A 25,174-nucleotide genomic window follows, 5' to 3' on the forward strand; every position below is an offset into this window, starting at 1 on the left:
CCGGCGGCGCACGGGCCGCGGGCCCGGGGAAGGGATGGTCATGGCGGGGATACTGCTGGTGGAGGACGATCCGGACACCCGCCGGATGTTGGAGGCATGGCTGCAGTGGATGGGGCACGACGTCTTCGGGGCCACCTCGGCGACCGAGGCGGTGCACCTGGTCGAGGGCAGCACGCAGGCCCCGGCGCCCGCGCTGCACGTGGCCGTGCTGGACATCGTGATGCCGGACCACAGCGGTGTCGAGCTACTGCAGTACCTGCGCCGGCGCCCGGTCACCCGGCAGATCCCGGCGATCTTCCTGAGTGCCAGTGAGCTCGACACCGACCGGGCCGCCGCCCGGGCCCTCGGGGCCCACTTCGTGCCCAAGCCGGTCACCCGGTCGGTGCTGCAGGCCGCGGTCGAGTCGGCGCTGATCACCTACACCTGAGGCCGGTCCGCAGTCGCCGGGTCACCTCACTCCCGGGGGCCCGCGGCGGCGCGCATCTCCTTCACTCCGGCGGCGAACGTCACTTCCGGGCGGTAGCCGAGCTCGGTGCGGGCCCGGGTGATGTCGTAGCTCCGGTCGCGTCCCATGATCGCGACCAGCCAGTTGTACAGCGGTGGTGGGGTGGGCCGGCGCAGCATCCGGGCGGTGCGGTCCAACACTCTCCCGAGGAGCGTGGCGACGGCGAACGGAAGGCTGGGCGCCTTGCTGACGTCCGCCCCCAGCGCACCCATGACAGGGGTGAAGAAGTCGCGCATCGCCATCGGGGTGCCGTCGGTGATGTAGTAGACGCCGCGGTCGCGGCCCTGCGTGAGAGCGGCCGCGGTGGCTGCGGCCAGGTTGGCGACGTGGACGAAGTCCATGGTGTGACGGCCGTTGTCGATGAAGGCGAACCGGCCCGAGGCGACCGTCTCGTCGAGCGTGGTCATGCCGGTGCCCCAGATGAACGGGGGACGCAGGATGATGAGTTCCATTCCGGGGGTGGCGGTTTCGGTCAGGGCCTGTTCGGTGGCGAGTTTGACCCGGCCGTAGGCGATCACGGAGTCGCCGGTGGGCGTGTCCTCCGCGACGACGGCCGGGCCCCGGTTCCGGTCGGTGGAGACGGCGGCGGCGCTGATCAGGACGAACCTACGGACGCCGGCGGCGGCTGCCGCCCGGAACAGCGCCAGAGTGGGCCGGTGGTTGTCCCGTTCGAATCCGGCGTCCTCGCCCCAGAAAGCCATCCGCGCGGCCGCATGGACCACCACGTCACTCTCCTGCAGCGAGTTGAGCCAGGCCGGTTGCGAACCGGAACCGTTCAAGTCGGCCAAGTCTGCCAGGTCTGCCAGGTCTGCCGGGTCGGCCAGGTCGGCCAGGTCGCCGCGCACCGGCCGGGCTCCGGCCCGTTCGACCTTCTGGGCGGCCTGGTCACTGCGGGCCAGGGCCCAGACGGTGTGGCCGTCGCCCACTAGCCGGGTGATGAGGTGCTGGCCGACGAAACCACTGCCGCCGGTGAGGAAGACGTTCATACCGGGTGTCTCGTTCATGGGTTCCAGGCTGCTCGGCCCTGTGGATCGGTGGGAGCCCCGGAACTTCCTGGTACAGCTGGTACTACTCCGGGCCCCACAGCGATGAGCGGTAATGAGCGAAAATGGCCGCATGAACGAGCTCGGAGTCGCGTTACGGGCCTGGCGAGATCGCCTGGAGCCGCGGGCCGTGGGGCTGGCGCACGGTTCGTCACGGCGGGTCACGGGCCTGCGGCGGGCCGAGCTGGCCCAGTTGGCCGGAATATCTCCCGAGTACGTGGTGCGCCTGGAACAGGGCCGGGCCGGCACGCCGTCGGCCCAGGTCTGCTCGGCCCTGGCCCGCGCCCTGCAGCTGTCCGACGAGGAGCAGGGCCATCTGTTCCGTCTGGCCGGGCACGCCGAGAACCCGGCCCTCGTCCCGCAGCTGATCCCCCAGAGCGTGCACCGTATCGTCCAGCAGCTGACTGCCAGCCCGGTGCTGGTCTGCGACGCCGCCTGGCGGATGCTGGACCACAACGCGCTCTTCGCGGCCACCTTCGGCGATCCCACGACCCGCCCGGACGACGAACGTAATGCCTTGATCCACCAGTTCGAGGGCGCGGCCACCCGGGTGCGGCAGACCCCGGCCGAGCGCAGCGCCTTCGAGGAGTCACTGGTGGCGGATCTGCGGGCCACCAGCAGTCGCTATCCCCGCGATCCGGACGTGGCGGCGTTGATCGCCCGACTGGAACGCAGTGCCCGGTTCCGCGAGCTCTGGGCGCTGAAGCTGGTGGGCGAGCACCAGACCGCGCAGAAGATCGTGGTTCACCCGGACGTGGGTGACATCGCGCTCGACTCCAACGTGCTCGTCATTCAGGGCACGAATCTGCGACTGGTGGTGGACACCCCGCGTCCGGGCACCGACGCCCGCAGCAAGCTCGATCTGCTGGCCACCATCGGCATCCAGCAGATGTCGGCCTCTTCCCCGGGCTGATCCCGTCGGCCGGGCTCAGAAGCTGCCCAGCACCAGGGCCAGGTGCGCCACGGTGATCAGCAGCAACACCGCCGGCCAGCCGCCCTTCCAGCGACCGGAGGGCAGTTGCGGGCCGGCCACGATCCACACCGACACGACGGCGGTGAGCACCAACAGGGTGGCCGGCAGGGCCAGGACGGCGAAAGCCGCAGCGGAGTAGCCGTCAGCCCCACCCGCCGAGTAGTGGATGATCACGCGGTCGGGCAGGAGCGGGTAGGCCAGCGCGGAGACCAGGAGCAGGGGCACGAGCACGGTGAGGGTCAGGCGCCAGATCGAGCGCAGCAGGCTCCACCGGGTCAGGTCCACGGTCGAGCCCGCCGGGTCAGGGGTATGCCGGTACGAGTCGGCCGGATCATCGCAAGGTCTTTCCGGCGCGGAGTTTATCGATCGTCTCGGTCACCCGACGTTCGCGGGTCTCGGCCTTCTTGGCGCTCTCGATCCAAGTGGTGAACAGCTTCTGGTTGGTCGTCGAGAGCGAGGTAAAGAAGGCCGCCGCCTCCGGCTCGCCCTGCAGAGCGCTCTGCAGCTCGGCGGGCAGAGCCACCTCGCGCGGGCCGGTGTCGACGACGATCTCGACGTCCACCGCGTCGCCGGCCGCCACGCCGGATGCTGAGCGGTGCTGGGCGTTGAGCGGAATCTTGGTCACGCCCTTCATGACGCCCAGGGTGGTGGGAAAGCTGTACCCGTTGATCGTCACGAGCACCGCCGGACGCCGGCCGGCGCCGAGCTCTTCGACGACGTGGTCGGGCACGTTGATCCCGGTCGCGGTCTTTCCGTCCAGCTGCACGATGGCGGTGAACTGCATGGTGCGAGTCTGCCGCAGCAGGACGGCCCCGGTCCGGTTACGCGCCGCATCCGGGGATCAGAGGGCGAAGAGCAACGCGGCGTCGATGAGCATGACCACGGCCGTGGTGTAGTGGATGCCGAAGGCAGCGGCCCGGGTTCCGCCGTGGCGCAGCACGATCAGCATGTCGCCGAGCGGGATGAGGGCCAGGACCAGCATGAACCAGGCGACGCTGAGGTTGTCGGTGAAGGCGATCAGGGCGAGGCCGAGCAGGCCCGGGGCGGCGTCGCGTACGCCCTTGATGCTCAGATACGCCGGATCCCCCGACTCCGCGGCCGGTACGCCGTAGCCGGCGGCGGCCACCCGGGGGCTGATCAGGAAACGCGTACCGATGAAGATGATGCCGACGTTGAGCAGGACGGCGATCCCGTAGGCGATGACAGCAAGCATGATGTTCTCCCGTTCCCATGGTTAGCATTGCTAGCGCTAGCGACGCTAACTCTGCACCGAGCTAGCCGTCAAGAGCGTCGCTAGCATCAGTAGCAGTGCTAACCTCAGGGCATGGGCACCGAAGACCGCAGGCTCCGCGAACGCTCCACCCGGCACCGGCTGATCCTGGACACTGCCCGGGCCCTGGCCGAGCGTGAGGGCTGGGAAGCGGTGACCACGCGGCGACTGGCGGCCGAGATCGAGTACAGCCAGCCGGTCATCTACAAGCACTTCGCCTCGCTCGACGACCTGACCGAGGCCGTTGCCCTCGAGGGTTTCGGCGAACTGGCCGAGGCCCTCGGGCAGGCCCGGCGTGCGGCCGGGCCCGGCGATGCGGTGCACGCGGTGGCTCGCGCCTACACCGCGTTCGCCGCCGCCGGCCCGGCTCTGTACGACGCCATGTTCACCCGGGCCACTCGGCTACGTTTCGGTGGTGACGACATCCCGGAGCAACTGGCGGCCGGATACATCGAACTACACCAGGCGGTCGCCACAATCGCCGGCGATCAGGACGTGGAGACCCTCACCGAGGTGTTCTGGGCAGCCCTGCACGGGCTCACCGCCCTGACCCGCAATCAGCGACTACGCCCAGGCCACGAGGACGAGCGCATCGATCTGCTCGTCTCCCGGCTGCGAGGGTGAACCGCGGCCGGCTCAGACGACCGTGACGGGGTGACGCACCACTGCGTCGAACAGGTAGCCCAGACGGTTGAACTCGGTCTGCTCGGGCTGAGTGTGGCCGTGTTCGTCCACAGCCCGGGCCCGGAGCTGGTAGGTGCCCGGTTCCGGCCGCCACGGAACGCTCCAGCGCAGCCAGCCGTCGCGACCGGCTGCACCGTGCGGGGTGGCCCGGCGCCAGGTCGTCCCGTCGGTACTGACCTCGACCCGCCGGATCCGGCCGCCACCCGACCACGAACGCCCGGTGAGCTGTTGCGGACCCGCGCCGACCGTGGCCGGGAAGGGCAGCTCGAAGGCGCTTTTCACCACCTGTTCGGTGAGCGGGGCACTACCCTCGGCCGGGTGGCTCGGGCCGAAGAGCCGGTAGTAGTTCGTGTCCCACGGTGAGCTCAAGGGTTCGCTGGAGACCTCGATGCTGCCGACCCACTTGATCGAGGCGATACCGATCCACGACGGAACCACCACCCGCACCGGGAATCCGTGGTCGGGCGGCAGCGGTTCGCCGTTCATCTCGTAGGCCAGAAGCACGTCGTCGAGAGCCTTGGCGATCGGAAACGGCCGCCGGACGTGACCGCGGTTCACTGAGCCATCGACCCATTCGGCGTCCAGCCCGACCGGCATCACGTCGACCGCCTCACGCTTCACGCCCGCCAGGCCCAGCACCCGGGACAGTGGAACCCCGCGCCAGCGGGCCACTCCCACCGCGCCGAGCTTCCAGGCCGTTCCCGACACCGTCTGCCCCTGCTGAGAGGTGAAGAAGCTGCGGCCGTTGCCGGTGCACTCGATGAAGGCGGACACCTCACGGGCCGGGAGCGCACGCAGATCGGCATAGCTGAGACGCAGTGGCCGGCGGACGCCGCTGCCGTGCACGTCGAGCCGCCAGGTGCGGTGGTCGATCAGTGGGGTGGAGGTGTGGTTGCGGACGAAGAACCGGTCGATGGGCGTGTGGTAGCCGGTGCCGCGCAACGATTCCCACCGTGTCTCGGCGTTCGTGCCGAAGACGTTGAAGAGTCCGGGCGGCAACGGTTTCACGATCGGCCCGGCGGCCCGGGCCGACTCAGCCGCGAACAGGGCCGGACCGGCCAGGCCGGCGGCGAGCGAACCACGCAGCAGTGTCCTGCGACTGACGATCGTCATGCGTCTCCCCTGCCCGCCCCCGCACGGAGGCCTGCGCCGAGTCGTTTTCCGCAGGATTCTATACAAATCAGGTCGAATTGGTAGCCTATCCGCCCGCCGGTCTCCCGCCCCGAGCCGGCACCGGTCAGGAGTCGAGAAGCGCCGGCGACCGGCCGGCTCCTACCGTGGTGACCACAGACGTCCTCAGAATCGAAAGCACTGGGGTGGTACCGCAGGGCCGAGCGGGACCTCGCTGCCTTGCCGGAGAACTGAACGGCGCTTCGGCGGGCCGGTGGGCGCCCTGGTTCAGCTCGCCGCCTTGACGTAGCCCTGGGCCACGTGCGGCGGCCAGCAGCCCGGGCTGAGGACCCCCATCGAGTAGGCCCGGGAGACCAGCGCGGCCCGGTTGGGCGCCTTGAACTTCCGCAGCATCCGGCCCACGTGGTATTCCACGCCCTGCCGGCTCAGGAAGAAACGGGTGGCCATCTGGATCGTGGAGGAGCCGGTGGCCATCGCCTCGAGAATGCGGCACTCCAGCGGGCTGAGCAGCGCCCGCGGCGCCCCGGCCACCGAAACACTGCCGGGCACGGCCTCTTCCGGCTGCACCTGGATCACGAATCCGCGCAACGACTGGTCCTCGCCCCGCACCGCAACGCAACTCACCTCCGCGTAGAAGCCGTCGTCCTTACCCCGCAGGCCCAGCGCCCGGGTGACGAACTGGGTGCGCCGTTCCTCCAGAAGGGTGGCGAAACTGCGGGGCAGCACACTCTCGGCGCTGGGGTGGAAGAGGTCGTAAATGTGCGTGCCACAGGTCTCGCCCAGGGCCCGGCGGAAGGTCAGGTGAAACTCCGGGTTCGCCGCAACGATCACCTGGTCGGCATCAAGGCTGGCTGTGGCCGGCAGCGGGCCCACACCGGGCCGGGCGCTCTCCCGCCGTACGCTGGAGGCCACCGACTGGGTCATCACGACGGGGGCGATCCGGGTCGGGCCGCTCGGGTACTGGCTCATGGTGGGGCTCCTCCATCACGAATGCGCCGGGAAGGGTTCCGCCGGAGCGCCGCCCGGTCGGCAACGTGGCCGGGCAGGCGTCCTGCGGATACGGGAAGGGCTCTGCAGCCGTTGTTTTCGACCACCTCGCCGTCACCTGCATCTACTCCGAGACTCACACACCGGATTTTCGACGTCAACGATGTCAGAGGCGCCCCGGGAAAGACTGTGGCTGCCCGCTCCGTACCTCCGTACCCGCCCCCGCCGGTTCGGTCCGAACCTCCGTACCGCCGCTCAGTTCCCCAACACCGCTAGCAGTTCGGTCCGTCCCCGTACTCCGAACTTCCGGTACGTACCGGTCAGGGTCTTCTCCACGGCCCGGCGGCTGATCCCCAGCGAGTCGGCGATCTGCTGGTTCGTCCACCCCTGCCGGACCCGGCCCAGCACCGACTCCTCCGAAGGGGTCAGTTCCACCCCCCGCACGCCCACCGACCGCAGAGCAGCCGGTCTCGCCGACTGGGCCGCGACCGCCCCGGTGACTGCGGCCGTGGGCGGTCCGACCGGCTGGGACCGCCCGGGCACAGGAGGCGCATCGGTGAGACCGCACTCGGCGCTCAGCCGGGCCGCCTCGACGAAAGTGTCCTCGGCTCCGGCCATCCGGGCACCTTCCAACTGGCGGGCCAGGGCCGTGGTCGCCCGGGCCCGGGCCATCAGGTCCGGTGACGAGCCCAGCACCCCCACCGCCTCGCGCCACAGGTCCAGAGCCTCGTCCGGGCCTGCCAGGGCGGCCTTCAGCCCCAGGGCCCGGCCGATCGCCGTGGGCGTGCCCCAGTCGAGCGCGGCAGCGTGTTCCTCCTCGGCCAGATCGGCCGCCTGCGCCGGTCGGCCCGAGGCGGCGAGCGCTTCGACGACGGCCGGCCGCCAGGGCATCCACTGGGGGTTGTGCCAGCCCAGCCGCGCGGCCTGCGCACCGGCGGAGCGGAAGGCGTCGGTCGCCTCGGCCACCGCGCCGCGGCTCAGGGCCTGCACACCCCGCACCGTCCGGGCCGCCACTGCCGCGCGAGGGTCGTCGGTGGCCTGGGCCAACTGCAGAACCCGCTCGCAGGCCTGCGGTTCGTGGGTGGCCAGAGCGACGCTGCTCAGCACGGTGGCGACCGAGCCGCAGACCTCGGGCCAGTCCGGTGCGTCGAATCCCGGCAGGTCCATGGCCGTGTGCGCGGCGGCGCGGGCCTCCCGCAGGCGTCCCTGGGCCATCCGGACCACCGCCTGCCCGGCGGTCGCCACAGCCAGCGCCGGAGCCGAGTCGCCCTTGCCCGCCTCGTGCAGGAAGGTCAGGGCCCAGTGCTCGGCCCGGTCCACCGCGTCGGCAGTGACCATCACCTGGATCAGCGAAGGCAGAACGGTGAAGGCGGCCGACCACCGGGCGGGCTCGCGCAGCAGGATCTTGGCCCCCAGACCGGCCACCGTCCCGGCTCGCAGACCGGCGCCGACGGTGCCCGCCCGCAGCAGTACAGCGAGCAACTCACGGCCACCTTCGCCGCAAAGGTGCTGATCGACGTCCATTGTCTGAAGTCGTTCCACCGAGGCGGCAAGGGCTTGCGGAGTGTCCGGTTCCAGCGCCCGTCGGTGCGCCTCGATCCGGGCAGCGAAGTCAGGGTCCTCGGCCGGGGCCTCACCGGCCTCCCGTAAGGCCTCGGCCACTGCCGGGGTGGCGGCCGCCGGGCCGGGTGGGACGCACAGCGCCGCTGCGCCTCGTTCCTGCGCGGTGGGCAGTACCAGCAGGGCCTGCGTGACGTGCCGGACGGAAGCGGCCAGGTCGGCTCCTCGTTCGGCGACCGCCACGTCCATCAGGAGCCGGCCGCGCTCGGCCGAACCGGGTGGGGCCTCGAACAACAGCGGCCGTAGGTAGCCAGCCGCCAGGCGACCGGCCCCGCGCTCCAACGCCTCCCGGGCGGCCTGCCGCAACACTCCAGCCTCCCAGGCGGCGTGCCCGGAGGTGATGGTCAGCAACTGCTGAGCGACGTCGCCCGGACGGAATCCGGCAGCGTGCAGCAGGCTGGCGGCCCGCCGGTGCAGTTCCTCCCTCTCGTCCACCGACACCACCGACAAGAGCGCGTCGGGCACGCTCGGGTGCACGAAAACCGTTGTACCGCCTGCCGAGAACAGACCGAGCCGGTCCAGGGACCGCACCGCGGTGGCGTGGTCCCACGGATCGGCAGCGGTGAGTACCCCGACCCGGCCGAAGGCGTCCCGGCCGACCGCGTCGTCACTGGGCACCGATCCGAGGACCGCCATGGCCCGGGCCATCGCCTGCACCAGAGGTGGCTGGAGGCTCAGACAGTAGGTACGACGATCGCGCAGCAACAGGTGCCCACGTTCCTCGACCTCCTGCAGGCCCGGACCGGAGACCGGCAGACCCTCCTCGCGCAGGCCGCGCAGCACGATGTCCAGCGCCGCCGGGTTGGCCGCGGTGACCCGGTGCAGGATGTGGCTGAGCCCGGCGTCCGCGTCGACGCCGAAGGTGTCGCGCACCAGTTCCCCGACCGCGGCCAGAGACAGCGGCGCCGGCTGCAGGGTGGCCCCGGCCAGCGCCCGGACCTGCTCGAGGAGGGCTCCCTCGGGCACCGACACCCCCTCCGCGATCCCGGCGAAGACGCTCACCGGCAGGTGGCCGAGCCGGGCGGCGAGATGGCCGAGCCAGCGCAGGCTCGAGGTGTCGGCCCAGTGCAGGTCGTCCACCACCAGGGTCAGGGGCTGTTCCTGGCTGACCCCGGCCACCAGGGCGGTGAGGGCCGGGAGGAGGGCGGGCCAGGCCGGCGGTTCCTCGTCCTCCGGTACGAGCTGGGCAACCAGTTCGAGCGCGTTGCCCAGGCCGGGGCGCAGGCGTGGGGGGATCGCCGACAGCAGGTGCGGCAGCAACTGCCGGACCACACCGAAGTCGTAGTCCTGCTCCAGTACCGAGCCGCTCGCCCGGAGCACGAGGTCACCGGCGGTCTGCTCGCAGATGGCCTCCAGCAGCGCCGAGCGCCCGGCGCCAGGACCGCCGGCCACGATCACCAGGCCCCCCGAGCCGGTCCGGGCCGCCCGCCGCACCTCCTGCGCCGCCGCCAGTTCTGCTGTCCGCTCCAGCAATTGGGCCGTCAAGTGCCGTTCCTCCCCACTTCAACGCTGGACAACGTTGTCCAGCGGTGCACGTACTGCCCCCGGACCGCCGCCTCAGCGGCGCCGTCGGCCCTCCGTCCGCCGTCCCACTACGCCACGGCACCGTGCTCCAGGCGTCGCAGGTCGTAACAAAAGGTGAACAAGGGCTGATCCTGCCATTCCCCCCACACCGCCGCGCCCGCCACGCAGCAGCGATCGGTGACCGGACCGTTCCGGGCACGATTCACCGGCTTTCGGCGCCGACCCGGGCCGATCCGGGCCGCCGAGCACCGGTCAGAGACTCTCGCGCTGGTACGTCCGGGTGGCCCAGAGCAGACTCAGGGCGGTCATCACGGCCAGCAGTGCGCCCGCCCCCAGCAGGGCGGGCACCGGCACCTCGCCGCGGAACGCGGCCCGCCCCACGTCGACCAGGTGGGCCAGCGGATTCGCCCGCGAGACGGCCCACAGCCAGGTCGGCGCCAGCGCGGCGGTGATCGGCACCAGGATGCCGGAGAGCAGCCCCAGCGGCAGCAGCACCACGTTGAGCAGCGAGGAGAAGGCCGGTTCGTTGCGCAGTCTCAGGGCCAGGGCGTTGGAGCAGGCCGAGAGGCTGACCGACACGAAGGCCGCGATCAGCAGCACCACGACGATCCCGAACAGGGGCGCGCGCAGGCCGAAGGCCACCACCGCGAGCCCGATCAGCACGACCGACTGGGCCAGGGTGAGCCCGACGGTGACCAGGACCCGGCCCAGGATCAGGGCGGCCCGGCTGACCGGGGTGACCTGCAGCCGCTCCAGTACTCCGGCCTTGTCGTCGGCCAGCACCGTGTAGCCGGCGAAGATGCTGTTGAGCAGGGCGAGCTGGACGACCAGCCCGGGGGTGAGCACCTTCCAGGCGCCGCCGGGCGGGAAACCGGGGGTGGACAAGGCGATCCGGACCAGCAGGGGCCCGAACAGCAACAGGTACATCACCGGCTGGACCAGGCCCATGAAGAGCCAGGTGCGATTGCGCAGGGCCACGGCCAGTTCGCTGCGGCAGATCACGAGGGTCTCAGTGAGCACCGGGCACCGCCTCCCGCAGGTGGTCCGCCGGGGTCCCCGGTTCTCGCAGGCCGGTGCCGGTCAGGGCGAAGAAGACATCGTCCAGGCTGGGCCTGCGCACCTGCACCGAGCCGGCCCGGACCCCGGCCGTGTCCAGGGCCCGCAGGAGCTCGGGCACGGCCCGGTCCCCCTCCGGCACCCGGAACCTGAGCTCGTGGGTGCGCGGATCCTCCGCCCGGGGCAGCACCTGCAGCCCGGCCGTCCCGGGGTGGCGCTGCACGACCTGGGACGCCGGGCCGGCCTGGTCCCCCGGCACCGTGAGGGTCACCGTGTCACCGGAGACGGTGGTCTTCAGCCGGGCCGGGGTCTCCTCGGCGACGATCCGGCCCCGGTCGATCACGATCACCCGGTCGGCCAGCTGGTCCGCCTCGTCGAGGTAGTGGGTGGTGAGGAAGACGGCCAGGCCGTGGTCGCGGCGCAGGGCGCGGATGTGGTTCCACAGGTTGTTGCGGCTCTGCGGGTCCAGGCCGGAGGTCGGCTCGTCCAGGAACACCAGGCCCGGTGAGTGCACCAGGCCCAGGGCGGTGTCGAGCCGGCGGCGCTGGCCCCCCGAGAGGGTCGAGCACAGCCGGTGCTCGAGACCGGTCAGCTCGAACTGCTGCAGGACCGCGGCGGCCCGCTCGGCCGCGGCCCGGCGCGACAGCCCGTACAGACGGCCCTGCAGCAGGATCTCCTCGTTCACCCGGCGGTCGTCGACCGTGCCCCCGCCCTGGGCCACGTATCCGATGTTGCGGCGTACCCCCATCGGATCGCTGGACAGGTCGTGCCCACCCACCACCGCATGACCGCCGGTCGGCTTCAGCAGGGTGGCGAGCATCCGCAGCGTGGTGGTCTTGCCGGCGCCGTTGGGGCCGAGGAACGCGACGATCTCGCCCGCGGCCACGTCCAGGTCGACCCCACGCACCGCCTCGACCGTGCGGCCCCCGGAGTCGAACCGTCGCGCCAGACCTCTGGCGATGATCATCGTCGATGTCCTTTCGCTCAGGCGGCCCGACGGGACCGGTAGAAGTCACGCACGGCGCCGATCACCGCGTCCTGGTCGGCCCGGGTCAGGCCCACGTGGGTGGGCAGGTAGAGCCCGCGCCGTCCGAAGTCCGCGGCCCGCAGGCGTTCCCATCCATCGTCGTAGTACATCGGCTGACGGCTCATCGGCTGGAAGAACAGGCGGGTCTCGATCCCCTGGGCGGCCAGGTGCTCCCGCAGCTCCTCGCGCTGCTCGGCCAGGACGTCGTACATCCACAGCACGTCCCGCGGCGGCATCAGGGTCAGGCCGGGGACGTCGGCCAGGCCCTCGTCGTAGTAGGCCTCGATCTGCTTGCGGGCGGCCAGGAACTGGTCGGCCTGCTCCAGCTGGGCCAGCGCCACCCCGGCCTGCAGATTGGTCATCCGGAAGTTGTAGGCCAGCTTCTTGTGCACGAAGTCGTGCTCAGGGCTGAACGCCATCCCCCGCAGGTGCGCCATCTGCCAGGCCAGGTGCGGGTCGTCGGTGACGCAGACACCGCCCTCCCCGGCCGTGATGATCTTGTTGGCGAACAGCGAGTAGCAGGCGATGTCCCCGACCGGCGCCACTCCGTGCGCCTCGGCCGAGTCCTCCACCACGCGCAGGTTGTACTCCCGGGCCAGCCGCATCACCGCGTCCATGTCGCAGCGCCGCCCGTACACGTGCACCGGCATGATCACCCGGGTCCGCCCGGTGATCCGCTGCTCCAGCCGGGAGACGTCCAGGTTCAGGTCGTCGCCGCAGTCGACGAACACCGGCCTCGCCCCGGTGTAGGTGACCGCCCAGGCCGAGGCCACCATGGTGAACTCCGGCACGATCACCTCGTCGCCCGGTCCCACCCCCAGGGCCCGCAGCGCCAGGGTCAGCGCCGTGGTCCCCGACGAGCAGGCCACGCCGTGGGAGCGACCGGTCCAGGCCGCGAACCGCTCCTCGAACTCGGCCACGAACGGCCCCTGTGAGGAGACCCAGCCCGAAGTGACCGCCTCCGAGAGAAGTTCCAGCTCCCGCCCGCCGAACTGCGGCCGGGAGACCGGGTATCGATAGCTCATCATGACCTCGCCAGCCGAGTCGGACGGTCGGACGGTTGCCCCGGTCCGACCCTAGGCCGGGCCGGACGGGGGATCCCCTAGTCCCCCCTGGTCCGGAGGCGTCAGCTCAGCTCGTTGTCGAGCAGCTCGAACATCTCGTCGTCGCTGACGTCGGCGAGCTCCTCCGCACCGGAGTCGGCCCCCAGCCCCCGGCGTCCGGCCCAGGCGCGGCGCAGCCCTTCCAGCCGCCCGGCGATCCGCTCGTACTGCCCCGGATCCGTCTCGGCGGTGGCGAAGGACTTCTCCAGCGCGTCGATCCCGGCCAGCAGCCGGTCGGTGCCGGACGACTCGTCCAGCTCCGTCCCGGCCAGCACCGCGGCCGCCAGCGCGCGCGGCGTCGGGTGGTCGAACACCGAGGTGGCCGGCAGCACCACACCGGTCGCTGCGGCCAGCCGGTCGCGCAGCTCGATCGCGGCCAGCGACTCCATCCCCAGTTCCTGGAAGGCCAGCTCGGGGCCGATCGCCGCAGCACCGGGGAACCCGCAGACGGCTGCCACCTGCTCGCGCACCAAGGTCAGGACCGGCTCGATGCGGCGGGAGGGCGGGACCCGGGTCAACCGGTCGGCGAACTCCTGCGGCGCAGTGCTTTCGGCCAATGCCGAGCGAGTCGGGAGGCCCGGGCGGCGCACCAGATGACCTGCACTTCCGGCTCGCACCGCCTTCAGGTCCAGGTGAGCCGGGACCAGAACGGCCTCGTCCAGGGACGCTGCCGCGTCCATCAGCCGCAGTCCCTCCTCGGCCGAGATCGGAATGCTGCCCAGCCGGCTGAGCCGGGCCAGCTCCCGGGCACCGAGGCCGGCAGCCATTCCGGTGCCCGTCCACGGCCCCCAGGCCAGTGACTGACCCGGCAGGCCGGCCGCCCGACGGCGCCGGGCCAGGGCGTCCAGCACCGCGTTGGCGGCCGCATAGTTGCCCTGCCCGGGATTACCGAGAACGCCCGCCAGGGAGGAGAAGACCACGAAGTGGCTCAGCTGCGTGGTGGCCGTGAGCTCGTCCAGCAGCAGAGCCGGAGCAACCTTGGCGGCGAACACCGCGGCCACGTCGTCGTCGGTGAGCGAGCCGACCAGCCCGTCCCGCAGAACACCGGCCGCGTGGATCACCGAGCCGGGCCGGTGCTGGGCCAAGAGGTCGGCCACCACCGGTCGCTGCGACAGGTCCGCGGCCACGACCTGCACCTGGGCGCCCAGGCCGGCGAGTTCGTCGGCCAGCGCCCGCGCCCCCTCGGCCTGATCCCCGCGCCGCCCGGCCAGGACCAGACTGCGCACCCCGTGCTCGGTGACCAGATGCCGCGCCACCTGCGACCCCAGTCCTCCGGTGCCGCCCGAGACCAGCACCGGCTCGGCCCACGGCCGCGGCGCCCCGTCCGGCGTCCCGGCCGGCACCAGGCGAGGCGCCGTGATCCGGCCGTCGATCGATACTTTCAGCCACGGTTCGTCGTCGACCAGCGAGCGCACGTCGAGGCCGGCCGGATCGTCGGCCTGGACCACCGCGAAACGTTCGCCCTGCTCCTGCCGGGCCGCCTGCACCAGGCCGCACAGGCCGGCCGCGGCCACGTCGTCGGCCGGAACCACGAACACCAGGCGGACGTCCGAGCGTTCCGACCGCAACCACCAGCGCATCCAGGCGAGGGCCCGCCCGGTCAGCTCGGCCGGATCGGTACCGGCCGGGACCCGCAGCACCGTTGTGGCGCCCTCCGGTTCGGTCGCGTCCAGATCTGCGTCCCAGTCCACGACGACCGGGGCAGAATGGTTCTCAGCAGCCGGGACCACCACCCAGTCGTAGCGGAAAAGATGTTCACGCGGTACCCGTTCGGGCGAGACCGGCCGGAGCGTGATCGATTCCACCGCCAGAACGGTTCGGCCCTGCGCGTCCCAGGCATGCAGGGCCACCGTGTCCGGCCCCAGGGGTGTTACCCGCAGCCGCATCTCGCGCAGCGGCGAATCGGCCATCCACGCCCCTCTCCAGGCAAAAGGCAACCTGGGGACGATGGGCGCGTCGTTGTCGGCGGCGGCCACTGCGTGCAGGGCTGAGTCGAGAAGAGTGGGTGCGACCGCCTCCCCGGTGCTCTCCACCGCAATGTCGGCGTACACCTCACCGTCCTGCCGCCACGTGTTCCGCAGTCCGCGGAAGGCCGGTCCGTAGTTCAGCCCGGCCGCCTCCAGAAGGTCGTAAACCCGTTCCGCGGGTTCTGCTTCGCACTCGGCCGGAACCGGCATGGGCAGGTCGGGCCGGGCCACGTCGCCCAGTCGGCCATGGGCGTGCTCGGTCCAGGCCGGTTCCTCGTCCGGGCGGGTGTGCACGCTCAGCGGACGGGTTCCGTCCGGACCGGTTTCGCCCACCACGACCTGCAGGTGGGTGTCCTCGGCGGTGACCGTCACCGGCTCGGTGACCAGCAGTTCGCCCAGCTGCGCGAGCCCGAGTTCACGACCGGCCCGCAGCGCCAGGTCGACCAGGACGGCGGCGGGCAGGACCGCCGCGCCACCGACGCGGTGCTCGGCCAGCCACCGCTGACGCGTCGTCGAGATCCGGCCGGAGAGAACCAGCGTCCCCGTGCCGGCCGCCTGTACGCACGACTCGACCAGGCCCTCGGCCGAACGCTCCGGGGCCACAGGCCAGTAGGTACTGTGCTGGAACGCGTAACTGGGCAGGGTGATCGGGGATCCCGGCGGCACCAGCTGGGACCAGTCGACCGCCGACCCGCGGGTGTGCAACGTGGCGACCGCCTCGATCAGGGCGATGTCCTCGGGCCGGTCACCGCGCAGGGCGGCGACCACCGGCGTCCCCGGGCCCAGCACCGAAGCGGCGTGCACGGCCACGGCCGGGCCGGGGCCCACCTCCAGGACCGCACTCAGCCCGGTGTCCGCCATCGCCGTCATCGCGTCGGCGAAGCGCACGGTCTCGCGGGCCTGCCGCACCCAGTAGGCGGCCGAGCACCCGCCCGCGGCCATCTCCCATCCATCCAGGGTGGAGACCCAGCTGAGCTGCGGCGGTAGGTGGGTGAGCCCGCTCGCCACCTGCTCGAACTCGGGCAGCATCGGGTCCATCAGGCCGGAGTGGAAGGCGTGCGAGACGTCCAGCCACCGGATGCCCCGGCCGTCCGGCGATCCGAGGTCGGGGAACCGCTCGGTGAGCCGGGCGACGACCTGCTCGACGGCCTGCGTCGGCCCGGAGACGACCGTTGCCGCCGGCCCGTTCACCGCCGCCACCGAGACCCCGGCCACCAGGTGCTCGACCACGTCGGACTCGGGCCGCCGGAGGGAGACCATGGCCCCACCCGCGGGCAGGGCCTGCATCAGATCGGCCCGGGCCCCGACCAGCCGCACGGCGTCCTCCAGCGACAGCACACCGGCCGTCCAGGCCGCCGCGATCTCACCGACCGAGTGCCCGGCCACCACGTCCGGCCGCACTCCCCAGGAAGCCAGCAACTCCACCAGCGCGACCTGGGTCGCGAAGACCACCCGCTGCTGGGTGCCGGTCCGGGTCAGCGCCACCGGGTCGTCCAGAACAGTCCGGCCGACTCCCAGAAGATCAAGGACATGGGCGAACCGCTTGGCGAAGAAGGGGAATCGCTCAGCCAGGCCGGCACCGGCTCCGGGACGCTGGCTCCCCTGCCCTGAGAAGATCATGGCCAGGCCACCGGAAGCGGCCCGTCCCCGGACGATTCCCGGCGCTCCCTCGGCGACGACCGCCAGACCCTGCTTCAGCTCCTGCGGATCCGCGGCCATCACGACGGCCCGGTGCTCGAACGACGTGCGACTGCGCACCAGGGCCGAGGCAACGTCGTCGACGGCCGGCGGCGGGTTCGTCGCCATGGCCTCGAGCAACCGGCGGGCCTGCCCACGCAGGGCGGTCTCGTCACGGGCCGAAAGAACGAAGGGCAAGGTACGGACGTCGGTGCTCGCCTTCCCGGCGACCGCGGGTGCGGGTGCCTCCTCCAGGATCAGATGCGCGTTGGTACCGCTGATCCCGAACGAGGAAACCCCGGCCCGGCGCGGGCCGTCGTCCTTCTCCCACGGCACTGCCTCGCTCAGCGGAGTCACCTTGCCCGCGCTCCAGTTCACCTGGGACGAGGGCGCATCCAGGTGCAGGGTGCGGGGCAGAACCCGGTGCCGCATCGCCTGGACCATCTTGATCACCCCGGCGACCCCGGCCGCGGCCTGGGTGTGGCCGAGGTTGGACTTGACCGACCCCAGGTGCAGCGGCCGCTCCCGCTCCCGGCCGAACACCGAGATGAGCGCCTCCGCCTCGATCGGGTCGCCCAGGCGGGTGCCGGTGCCGTGCCCCTCGACCGCGTCCACCTCGTCGGGCCTGAGCCCGGCCGAGGCGAGCGCCTGGCGGATCACCCGTTGCTGGGACGGACCGTTGGGAGCGGTGAGGCCGCTCGATGCGCCGTCCTGGTTCACTGCCGACCCGCGCACCAGGGCCAGTACCGGACGCCCGTTGCGGCGGGCGTCCGAAAGCCTCTCCAGGACGACCACACCCACCCCCTCGGACCAGCCCACCCCGGCGGCCTGGTCGGAGAAGGCCCGGCAGCGGCCGTCCGGAGCCAGGCCGCGCTGGCGGGAGAACTCCACGAACGCCTCGGGCGTGGCCATCACGGTGGCCCCGCCCGCCAGGGCCAAGGAGCACTCCCCCGAGCGCAGCGCCTGGGCGGCCAGGTGCATGGCAACCAGCGAGGAGGAACAGGCCGTGTCCACGGTGATCGCCGGGCCCTCCAGCCCGAGCGTGTACGAGATACGTCCAGAGGCAATGCTTCCCGCACTGCCGTTGCCCCGCAGGCCTTCGAACTCCTCTCCCGGCAGCAGCCGGTCGTAGTCGTGGTACATCACGCCGGCGAAGACTCCGGTCCGGCTCCCGCGTAGCTCGGCCGGATCGATTCCGGCGTGCTCGAGCGCTTCCCAGCTGGTCTCCAGCAGAAGCCGTTGCTGGGGGTCGATCGTCAGGGCGTCACGGGGCGGGATGCCGAAGAAACCGGCGTCGAAGTCGCCCGGCGAGGCCAGGAATCCACCTTCCCGGACGTAGCTGGTGCCGGCGCGGCGGGGGTCCGGGTCGTAGAGCGCGGCCAGGTCCCAGCCGCGGTTGTCGGGGAAGGCGGAGACGGCGTCGGTCTCGTCGGCCAAGAGCCGCCAGAGGTCGTCCGCCGACGTCACGCCGCCCGGGTAGCGGCAGCCCAGGCCTACGATCGCGATCGGATCGTCGACCTCGGCCGTCTCTGCGGGGATCTCCGGCTCGTCGGTGGTCCCGGCCAGCCGGCCGGCCACGAAGGTCGCCAGCCGCTGTGGGGTGGGCTGGTCGAACACGACGGTGGCGGGCAGTTCCAGACCGGTGACCGAGGCCAGGCGGTTGCGTAGTTCCACCGACATCAGTGAGTCGAACCCGAGGTCGAGGAACCCGGTGTCCGGGTCCACCGCGGCGGGATCGGGATGACGCAGGATGCGCGCACTCTCGGTCCGTACCAGGTTGAGGACGTGCACCCGATCCCAGTCGCACTCCTTTTCCCGCGGCTGCTTGTCTGCGGGTCGGTTCTTGGACGGCGCGATTCGGTGGAGTACAGCTGGGATGCGGGGGCGGCGCCGGAGTGCACTGGGACTCAGGTAGGCCGGGACGACGGTGGCCGAGTCGATCGTGAGAGCGTCGTCCAGCAGGGCGACCCCCTGCTCGGCCGGAATGGGCAGAATGCCCTGTCCGGCAAGGTGTTCCAGTTCTGCTTCGGTCAGCCCGGCGGCCAGGCCGGTGTCCTTCCACGGCCCCCAGGCCAGCGACTGACCAGGCAGGCCGTCCGCCCGGCGGCGGGCCATGAGGGCGTCCAGCGCGGCATTGGCGGCCGCGTAGTTGCCCTGGCCCAGGTTGCCCAGGACTCCGGCCAGCGAGGAGAAGACCAGGAACTGCGTGATCGGAAGGTCTCGGGTCAGCTCGTCCAGCAGCAGGGCCGGGACGACCTTGGCCCGGTAAACCGTCTCCAGATCGGCGGTCTCCATCCGGCTCAGCAGAGTGTCCTGCACGACCCCGGCCGTGTGAATGACTGCTCCGGGGCGGTACGTGTTCAGCAGACCGCTGACCGCCTCGCGGTCGGACAGGTCGACGGCCACCAGTTCGGCCTCGGCCCCCATCGCTCGCAGATCCAGTGCAAGCTTGGCTGCTTCGCGGGCCTCTGGGCCGCGCCGGCTGGCCAGGATCAGACGCCGCACACCGTATCGATCAGCCAGATGACGGGCGGTCAGGCTGCCCAGTGCGCCGGTCCCCCCGGTGATCAGAACGGTTTCCGGCCACTCGACCCCGGTGGAGCGTTCAGGTGCGACGCGGGTGAGCCGGGGCGCTTCGAAGCGCTCGCCATTCCACCGAAGCTGCGGCTCCGGCAGGGGCAGCGCCCGCGCGACGAGGTTCTGCACGTCGGCGGGCGGCTCGTCGGTCTCCAGGATCACGAAGCGATCGGGATGCTCGGTCTGCGCGGAGCGCAGCAGTCCCCGCACTCCGGCGGCTGCGACGCCCCGGGATTCGGTGACGACCACCAGCCGTCCTTCGGACTGCGGTGCCCCCAGCCACCACTGCACCCAACGCCGGGCCCGGTCGGCCTCGGCAAGACACTGGGCCGCGAGGTCTTGGCCGCGCAGTCGGGCCACGCTGCTTTCGGGAGCTGCCTCCCGCTCACTTTCGGTAGGCATGACCAGGCAGCAGTCGGCAGCGCTCGGGTACGCCACTTCGGCTGGGTCGCTGAGCCAGTCGCGCAGCTCCAGCGATGCTGCGACTGCCGGTCCGGCAGGCACCGCTTCCCACTGGGTGCGGAACAATCGTCCTTGAGTAGTGGCTTTTCCGCTGGGCAGCTCGCGGAGGGTGACGGCATCGGCGGTCAGCACCGGCGCGCCGTGCGGGTCGGTCGCGACCAGGGTGACGGTGTCGCTGCCGTTCGGGCTCAGGCGTACCCGGAGGCGGGTGGCCCCGCTCGCGTGCAGGCGCACGCCCGACCAGGCGAAGGGCAGACGGGTGCGGCCGGGACCCGCTGCGTCTCTAAGGGGCTGGCCGATCAGGTCGGCAGCATGCAGAGCCGCGTCCAGCAGAGCCGGGTGGATGTCGACGCCAGGGTCGGAGGCTTCCTCGGGCCCGGCGACCTCGGCGTACACATCCGTACCGTGCTGCCAGGCCCCCAGCAGGCCCTGGAAGATCTCCCCGTGCTCCAGTCCACCCGACTCGAACCCCTGGTAGACCTCACCGACGTCCATTGCCAATGCCTCGTCCGGGGGCGTCGTGGTGGCGTCGTGGGTGGCTTTGTGAGCGCTGTCCCCGGCCGTGCCGACTCGTCCGCCGGCGTGTTCGACCCACGGCAGATCGCGGTCGGCCCGCACGTGCACCCGCAGAGTGCGCTCGCCGGCGCTCTCCGCCGAGACGGTGATCTGGAGTTCCTGCTCCTGATCGGTGACCACGACCGGCGCCGTGACCACGAACTCCTTCAGCACTGCGCATCCGACCTCCTGCCCGGCCCGCAGAGCGAGAGCAACCAGCGCCGCCGCAGGCAGGACAGCTTCCCCGCCGACCTGGTGCTGCCCCAGCCAGGGTTGCCGGCTCAGGGAGAGACGGCTGGTTAGCACCGCCCCGGAGTCGGCCAGGGCGAGAACCGACTCGACCAGCGAAACCGGCGCCGGCTCCGACGAGGGCCAGTACCGCTGACGCTGGAAGGCATACGTCGGTAGGGCGATCGGCTGGGCGAGCGGCACTATGGCCGCCCAGTCGACCGCAACCCCTCGGACGAACAGCTTGCCCGCCGCTTCAAGCACGGCCACGTCCTCGGCCAGATCCTTACGCAGGGTCGGTACCGCGCTTACCCCGTCTCCCAGCGTGGCGTTGACCAGAGGGGTGAGGACGGCAGCCGGTCCGACCTCCAGAACGTTGGTGACCCCGAGGCTGTGCAGTTGGCTCACTGCGTCGGCGAAGCGCACCGTTGCTCGCACCTGGCGCGCCCAATAGTCGGGGGTGCACAGCTCCGGCCCTATCGGCTCGCCGGTGACGGTGGATACGAACGGAACGCGGGGAGGGTGGAAGCTCAGGGTCGCCGCCACCTGCTTCAGTGGTTCCACCACCGGATCCATCAGCTGGGAATGGAAGGCGTGCGAGACGGTCAGCCGCTTGCCTCCGCCCAGGCTTTCGACCACTTGGAGCGCGGCCTCTTCATACCCGGAAAGAACCACCGCTTCGGGCCCGTTGACCGCCGCGACCGATACCTGCTGCTCCCGACCCGTCAGCGCCTGGCGCACCTCCTCCTCGGTGGCCCGCACCGACACCATCGCCCCCTCTTGGGGCAGCGCCTGCATGAGGTCGGCGCGGGCGATCACCAAGCGGGCCGCGTCTTCCAGTGACAACACCCCGGCCGTCCAGGCCGCTGCCAGCTCCCCCACCGAATGCCCGACCACCACGTCGGGGTGGATTCCCCACGACTTCAGTAGCTCGACCAAGGCCACCTGCACCGCGAAGACCACCCGCTGCTGGGTGCCGGTCTCGGCGAGCAGGTCGGTGTTCTCCAGCACCCCCGGCTCGGCGCCCACTTGGGCGAGGACCTGGTCGAAGTGTTCGGCGAAGAGGGGGAAGCACTGGGCCAGCGTCCGGCCCACCTCCCGGTGCAGGCTCCCCTGGCCGGTGAACACCAGGGCCAGGCCACCTTCCCGCGCTCGCCCCTGCACCGGCGCCGCCCCGGCCGTCACCGCGGTCAGACCGGCCAGCAGTTCTTCCTGGTCGCCGGCCATGACCACGGCCCGGTGCCGCAGCACCGAACGGGTCCGGGCCAGGGCTGAGGCCAGCTCGGGCAGCCGGTTCTGGACGTGGGGAAGGCGGACGTGGGCAGCCAGCCGCTCCGCCTGGGCCCGGAGCGCCGGCTCGGAGTGGCCAGTGATCACCAGCGGCACCGCCGGCCCGGCGTCCGCCGACACAGAACCCGGCCCAGCGTCAACCTTGGCCGCTCGTCCAGGAGGGGCCGAACGCCGCACCGTCGCCGCATCGACCGGGGAGCTCGGGGCCTCTTCCAGCACCAGATGCGCGTTCGTCCCACTGATCCCGAACGACGAGACCGCAGCCCGCCGGACCCCGTCCTGGGCGCTCGGCCAGGGCACCGGCTCGGTCAGAAGGCGCACCGCACCGGACGCCCAGTCCACGTGGCTCGACGGCTCGTCCGCGTACAGAGTGCGCGGAATCGTCCCGTGGCGCAGGGCCAGCACCATCTTCAGCACGCCCGCCACCCCGGCCGCGGCCTGGGTGTGACCGAGGTTCGACTTGACCGAGCCCAGCCAGACGGGGCGCTCTCGGTCCTGCCCGTAGGTGGCCAGAAGCGCCTGAGCCTCGACCGGATCGCCCAACGGGGTGCCGGTTCCGTGTCCCTCCACCACGTCGACCTGGGAGGCCCTCAGCCCTGCCGATTCCAGCGCCGCCCGGATGACCCGCTGCTGGGACGGCCCGTTGGGTGCGGTGAGGCCGTTGGAGGCGCCGTCCTGGTTCACCGCCGATCCCCGCACCAAGGCGAGCACTTGATGATTGTTGCGTCGAGCGTCCGAAAGCTTTTCCAGCACCACCACACCCACGCCCTCGGACCAACCGACGCCGGCGGCCGCGTCACTGAACGAACGGCACCGCCCGTCGGGCGAAAGCCCGTTCTGCGCGCTGAAGTCGATGAAGGCGGTGGGCGTGGACATCACCGTGGCCCCGCCGGCCAGGGCGAGGTCGCACTCCCCGCTCGCCAGAGCGCGCGCCGCCCAGTGCAGGGCCACCAGGGAGGACGAACAGGCCGTGTCCACCGTGACGGCCGGCCCTTCCAGCCCGAGGGTGTAGGCGATGCGGCCGGACGCCACGCTTCCGGCCGTGCCCACGCTGGCCAGGTCGGCCACGTCGTCGGGAAGGCGGCCGGCATTGACGTAGTCGTGGTACATCACTCCGGCGTAGACACCGGTGCGGCTGCCGCGCAACGACTGTGGGGCGATTCCGGCGTTCTCCAACGCCTCCCAGGAGGTTTCCAGCAACAGACGGTGCTGGGGGTCGGTGGCCAGCGCCTCACGGGGGGACAGACCGAAGAAGGCGGCGTCGAAGTCGGCGGCATCATGCAGGAATCCGCCCTCACGCACGGAACTCGTGCGGGGACGGGTGCGGTCCGGATCGTAGAGGGTGTCCAGGTCCCAGCCTCGGTCGGTGGGGAAGCCGGAGACTGCGTCGCCGTCTTCGGTGAGCAGGTTCCACAGCTGCTCGGGTGAAGTCACGCCACCCGGGAATCGGCAGCCCAGGCCGACAATGGCGATCGGGTCGTCGCTGAGACCGGGCTGATCGGCCGGGGCGGGCGGCTCGCCGGGATCAGTGGGACCGCCGGCCGGATCGGCGAGGTGGTCGACCAGGTCAGCCGCGGTGGGGTGATCGAAGACGAGGGTGGCGGGCAACGGACGACCGACGGCCTCGGCGAGCCGGTCACGGAAGGCGACGGCGATGAGCGAGTCGAAACCCAGGGCCAGGAAAGTGCGGTCGCTCTCGACCTCGGAAGGGGGGCACTCCAGGGCCTCTGCGGTGAGGGTGCGCACCAGAGCGGACAGTTCGGCCCGGGTCACAGTCGCGGCCGCCGGCCCGGGTCCGGGATCCGCAGCCACCTTCGGCGACGGGCTCGCGGCCGGTCGCGCGGGCTCGGCAGCACCTTCATCAGCTCCACCGGGCTCGGTCTGCACCAGATCCCGGACGGCGTTCTTGTCGAACTTGCCGGCCGCATTGCGCGGGATGCTCTCGACCACCACCATCCGCACCGGAAGCTTGTATGCGGCAAGCTTTTCCGCGCCGTGATCGCGCAGTTCCCCGAGCGTCAGCGAAGCACCTGGCTCCAGGGTGAGCACCGCAACCGCAGCCTCACCCCAGGCCTCGTGGGGCGCGCCCACCACGGCCACGTCGGCCACCTCGGGGCAGGTGGTCAGGGCCGCCTCCACCTCGGCCGGGTAGACGTTCTCACCGCCGACGATCAGCATGTCCTTGAGCCGGTCGACGATGAACAGGCAGCCGTCCTCGTCCAGGTGCCCGATGTCTCCGCTGAGGAACCAGCCCTCGGCGTCGAAGGCCGCCGCGTCGGCGTCCGGGTTGTTCCAGTAGCCGGGCGTGACGTTGGCCCCGCGCACGCAGACCTGGCCGCGCGCGCCGGGTTCGGTGACCCTGGCGCCGGTGGCCGGGTCGGTCACCCGGATCTCGGTGAACGGCATGGCGAAGCCCGCCGAGCCGATCTTCTCCAGGGTCAGGGCGGCCGGCAGGTAGGTGGCGAAGGGCGCGGTCTCGGTCAGTCCCCAGGCCTGTTGCAGAAGGGTGCCGCGCGCCGCCCAGTCGGCGATCACTTTCGGCGGCACCGGGGCGCCGGCCACGATCGGGGTGCGCAGGGCCGACAGGTCAGCGTCGGCGAAGCCGGGCACCCGGGCGATCGCGGCGAACATGGCCGGCACCGCGAACAGGGCGTTGACCCGGTGGTGGACCAGGTCCTGGAGGGTGCGGGCGGGATCGAAGACCCGGCGGATCACCGTGGTGCCACCGCGGTTCAGACTGCGCAACGTGAAGGAGTTGAGGGCGCCGATGTGGAAGAGCGGGGCCACGGCCAGGTTCACGTCGTCACGACGGCAGTCGGTGACCGAGTCGACGTTCACCCCGTTCCACCAGATGTTGCCCTGAGTCAGCTGCACACCCTTCGGGCGGCCGGTGGTACCGGAGGTGAACATCAGCACGGCAAGGTCGTTCTCGCGTCGTGCGACCGGTGGGCCCGGATCGAGGTCGGCACGCTCGGAGACAGCCTGCCAGCCGTCGGGCAGCGACGTCTGCAGGGGAACGGCCGGGTCGTCGTCCACCACCAGGACCGTGCCAAGAGGGACGCCGGTCTCGGCCAGGACGGCTGCGTGCCCGGGCTCGAGAACGGCCGCGACTGCGCCGGAGTCCCGTAGCACCCGCTCGACCTCACCTGCGGCCAGGCGGAAGTTGACGGGTACGAAGGCCGCCCCCAGCCAGGCCGCCGCCAGGTAGGTCTGCACGAAGGCCAGGCTGTTCAGTCCCAGGTAGGCCACCCGGTCCCCACGGCCCACCCCGCCGTCGGCCAGGGCACCGGCCAGTCGGCGCACCGAGCGGGCGAGTTCGGCGTAGCCGACCGGGCGGTCCTCGTAGACCACGGCGATCCGCCCCGGCTCCTGGCCGGCGATCTTGACTGCTGCTGCAGCGGGACTGAGGTCGACCGACGTACCCGACATGCTGTGCTCCTCCACCCGGAGGGGCAGCGAACCCGCACCGGTGCGACGTCCGAAATCGATGGGGGT

14 protein-coding genes are annotated in these 25,174 nt (G+C 71.5%); 3 read left to right on the top strand and 11 right to left on the bottom strand.

What is annotated here, in order from left to right; translation table 11 throughout:
• The first annotated feature begins 40 nt into the window (after positions 1-40).
• Positions 41-427 carry a response regulator gene (locus QSK18_RS11020; RefSeq protein WP_285618461.1) on the top strand — a complete coding sequence of 129 codons (387 nt, stop codon included), beginning with the start codon at positions 41-43 and terminating at the stop codon, positions 425-427.
• A gap of 26 nt (positions 428-453) precedes the next feature.
• On the opposite strand, the gene QSK18_RS11025 is transcribed toward QSK18_RS11020, so the two are convergent.
• Positions 454-1,509: an NAD-dependent epimerase/dehydratase family protein gene (locus tag QSK18_RS11025; RefSeq protein ID WP_285618463.1), complete on the bottom strand. Its 1,056-nt coding sequence runs from the start codon at positions 1,507-1,509 to the stop codon at positions 454-456.
• A gap of 112 nt (positions 1,510-1,621) precedes the next feature.
• Here QSK18_RS11025 and QSK18_RS11030 point away from each other — a divergent pair, with 112 nt between their 5' ends.
• Positions 1,622-2,461, top strand: a complete 840-nt coding sequence (locus tag QSK18_RS11030; RefSeq protein WP_285618465.1) for a helix-turn-helix transcriptional regulator — start codon at positions 1,622-1,624, stop codon at positions 2,459-2,461.
• A 15-nt stretch (positions 2,462-2,476) separates the two neighbouring features.
• On the opposite strand, the gene QSK18_RS11035 is transcribed toward QSK18_RS11030, so the two are convergent.
• From QSK18_RS11035 to QSK18_RS11045, 3 genes are read right to left on the bottom strand one after another with little or no spacing between them, the layout of a single operon-like run.
• A complete protein-coding gene (locus QSK18_RS11035) occupies positions 2,477-2,806 on the bottom strand; it encodes a DUF1648 domain-containing protein (protein ID WP_232810515.1) in 330 nt (109 codons plus the stop codon).
• Between the two features lie 46 nt (positions 2,807-2,852).
• On the bottom strand, positions 2,853-3,305 hold the full coding sequence (locus QSK18_RS11040) for a YdeI/OmpD-associated family protein (RefSeq protein WP_285618468.1): 453 nt from the start codon (positions 3,303-3,305) through the stop codon (positions 2,853-2,855).
• A gap of 57 nt (positions 3,306-3,362) precedes the next feature.
• Positions 3,363-3,734, bottom strand: coding sequence for a DUF4267 domain-containing protein (locus QSK18_RS11045; protein ID WP_285618470.1), 372 nt, complete (start codon positions 3,732-3,734; stop codon positions 3,363-3,365).
• A gap of 111 nt (positions 3,735-3,845) precedes the next feature.
• On the opposite strand from QSK18_RS11045, the gene QSK18_RS11050 reads away from it, so the two are divergent.
• Positions 3,846-4,415, top strand: coding sequence for a TetR/AcrR family transcriptional regulator (locus tag QSK18_RS11050; RefSeq protein ID WP_285618472.1), 570 nt, complete (start codon positions 3,846-3,848; stop codon positions 4,413-4,415).
• Between the two features lie 12 nt (positions 4,416-4,427).
• Here QSK18_RS11050 and QSK18_RS11055 read toward each other — a convergent pair whose 3' ends face one another.
• From QSK18_RS11055 to QSK18_RS11085, 7 genes are all read right to left on the bottom strand, one after another.
• Positions 4,428-5,588 (bottom strand): sulfite oxidase, encoded by a 1,161-nt coding sequence (locus QSK18_RS11055; RefSeq protein ID WP_285618474.1) that lies wholly within the window; start codon positions 5,586-5,588, stop codon positions 4,428-4,430.
• Positions 5,589-5,873: 285 nt separating this feature from the next.
• Positions 5,874-6,575 carry a helix-turn-helix transcriptional regulator gene (locus QSK18_RS11060; RefSeq protein ID WP_285618477.1) on the bottom strand — a complete coding sequence of 234 codons (702 nt, stop codon included), beginning with the start codon at positions 6,573-6,575 and terminating at the stop codon, positions 5,874-5,876.
• A 273-nt stretch (positions 6,576-6,848) separates the two neighbouring features.
• Positions 6,849-9,698: an AAA family ATPase gene (locus tag QSK18_RS11065; protein ID WP_232810509.1), complete on the bottom strand. Its 2,850-nt coding sequence runs from the start codon at positions 9,696-9,698 to the stop codon at positions 6,849-6,851.
• Positions 9,699-9,989: 291 nt separating this feature from the next.
• Complete coding sequence (locus QSK18_RS11070; RefSeq protein ID WP_285618480.1) at positions 9,990-10,757, bottom strand: ABC transporter permease; 768 nt, start codon at positions 10,755-10,757, stop codon at positions 9,990-9,992.
• Entirely contained in the window at positions 10,747-11,760 is a 1,014-nt protein-coding gene (locus tag QSK18_RS11075; RefSeq protein WP_285618482.1) for an ATP-binding cassette domain-containing protein, read from the bottom strand. Before QSK18_RS11075 ends, QSK18_RS11070 begins: the two co-directional genes overlap by 11 nt.
• A gap of 17 nt (positions 11,761-11,777) precedes the next feature.
• Positions 11,778-12,845 (bottom strand): DegT/DnrJ/EryC1/StrS family aminotransferase, encoded by a 1,068-nt coding sequence (locus tag QSK18_RS11080; protein ID WP_285618483.1) that lies wholly within the window; start codon positions 12,843-12,845, stop codon positions 11,778-11,780.
• 101 nt (positions 12,846-12,946) lie between these two features.
• Positions 12,947-25,108: a type I polyketide synthase gene (locus QSK18_RS11085; RefSeq protein ID WP_285618485.1), complete on the bottom strand. Its 12,162-nt coding sequence runs from the start codon at positions 25,106-25,108 to the stop codon at positions 12,947-12,949.
• Positions 25,109-25,174 lie beyond the last annotated feature (66 nt).

It is taken from the genome of Kineosporia sp. NBRC 101677 (assembly GCF_030269265.1).
Lineage (GTDB): Bacteria > Actinomycetota > Actinomycetes > Actinomycetales > Kineosporiaceae > Kineosporia > Kineosporia rhizophila.

What these genes read in the sequence shown, in the direction of transcription:
- QSK18_RS11020 (WP_285618461.1), top strand. Translation starts at nt 41, where the DNA reads ATGGCGGGGATACTGCTGGTGGAGGACGATCCGGACACCCGCCGGATG.
- QSK18_RS11025 (WP_285618463.1), bottom strand. Translation starts at nt 1,509, where the DNA reads ATGAACGAGACACCCGGTATGAACGTCTTCCTCACCGGCGGCAGTGGT.
- QSK18_RS11030 (WP_285618465.1), top strand. Translation starts at nt 1,622, where the DNA reads ATGAACGAGCTCGGAGTCGCGTTACGGGCCTGGCGAGATCGCCTGGAG.
- QSK18_RS11040 (WP_285618468.1), bottom strand. Translation starts at nt 3,305, where the DNA reads ATGCAGTTCACCGCCATCGTGCAGCTGGACGGAAAGACCGCGACCGGG.
- QSK18_RS11045 (WP_285618470.1), bottom strand. Translation starts at nt 3,734, where the DNA reads ATGCTTGCTGTCATCGCCTACGGGATCGCCGTCCTGCTCAACGTCGGC.
- QSK18_RS11050 (WP_285618472.1), top strand. Translation starts at nt 3,846, where the DNA reads ATGGGCACCGAAGACCGCAGGCTCCGCGAACGCTCCACCCGGCACCGG.
- QSK18_RS11055 (WP_285618474.1), bottom strand. Translation starts at nt 5,588, where the DNA reads ATGACGATCGTCAGTCGCAGGACACTGCTGCGTGGTTCGCTCGCCGCC.
- QSK18_RS11060 (WP_285618477.1), bottom strand. Translation starts at nt 6,575, where the DNA reads ATGAGCCAGTACCCGAGCGGCCCGACCCGGATCGCCCCCGTCGTGATG.
- QSK18_RS11075 (WP_285618482.1), bottom strand. Translation starts at nt 11,760, where the DNA reads ATGATCATCGCCAGAGGTCTGGCGCGACGGTTCGACTCCGGGGGCCGC.
- QSK18_RS11080 (WP_285618483.1), bottom strand. Translation starts at nt 12,845, where the DNA reads ATGAGCTATCGATACCCGGTCTCCCGGCCGCAGTTCGGCGGGCGGGAG.
- QSK18_RS11085 (WP_285618485.1), bottom strand. Translation starts at nt 25,108, where the DNA reads ATGTCGGGTACGTCGGTCGACCTCAGTCCCGCTGCAGCAGCAGTCAAG.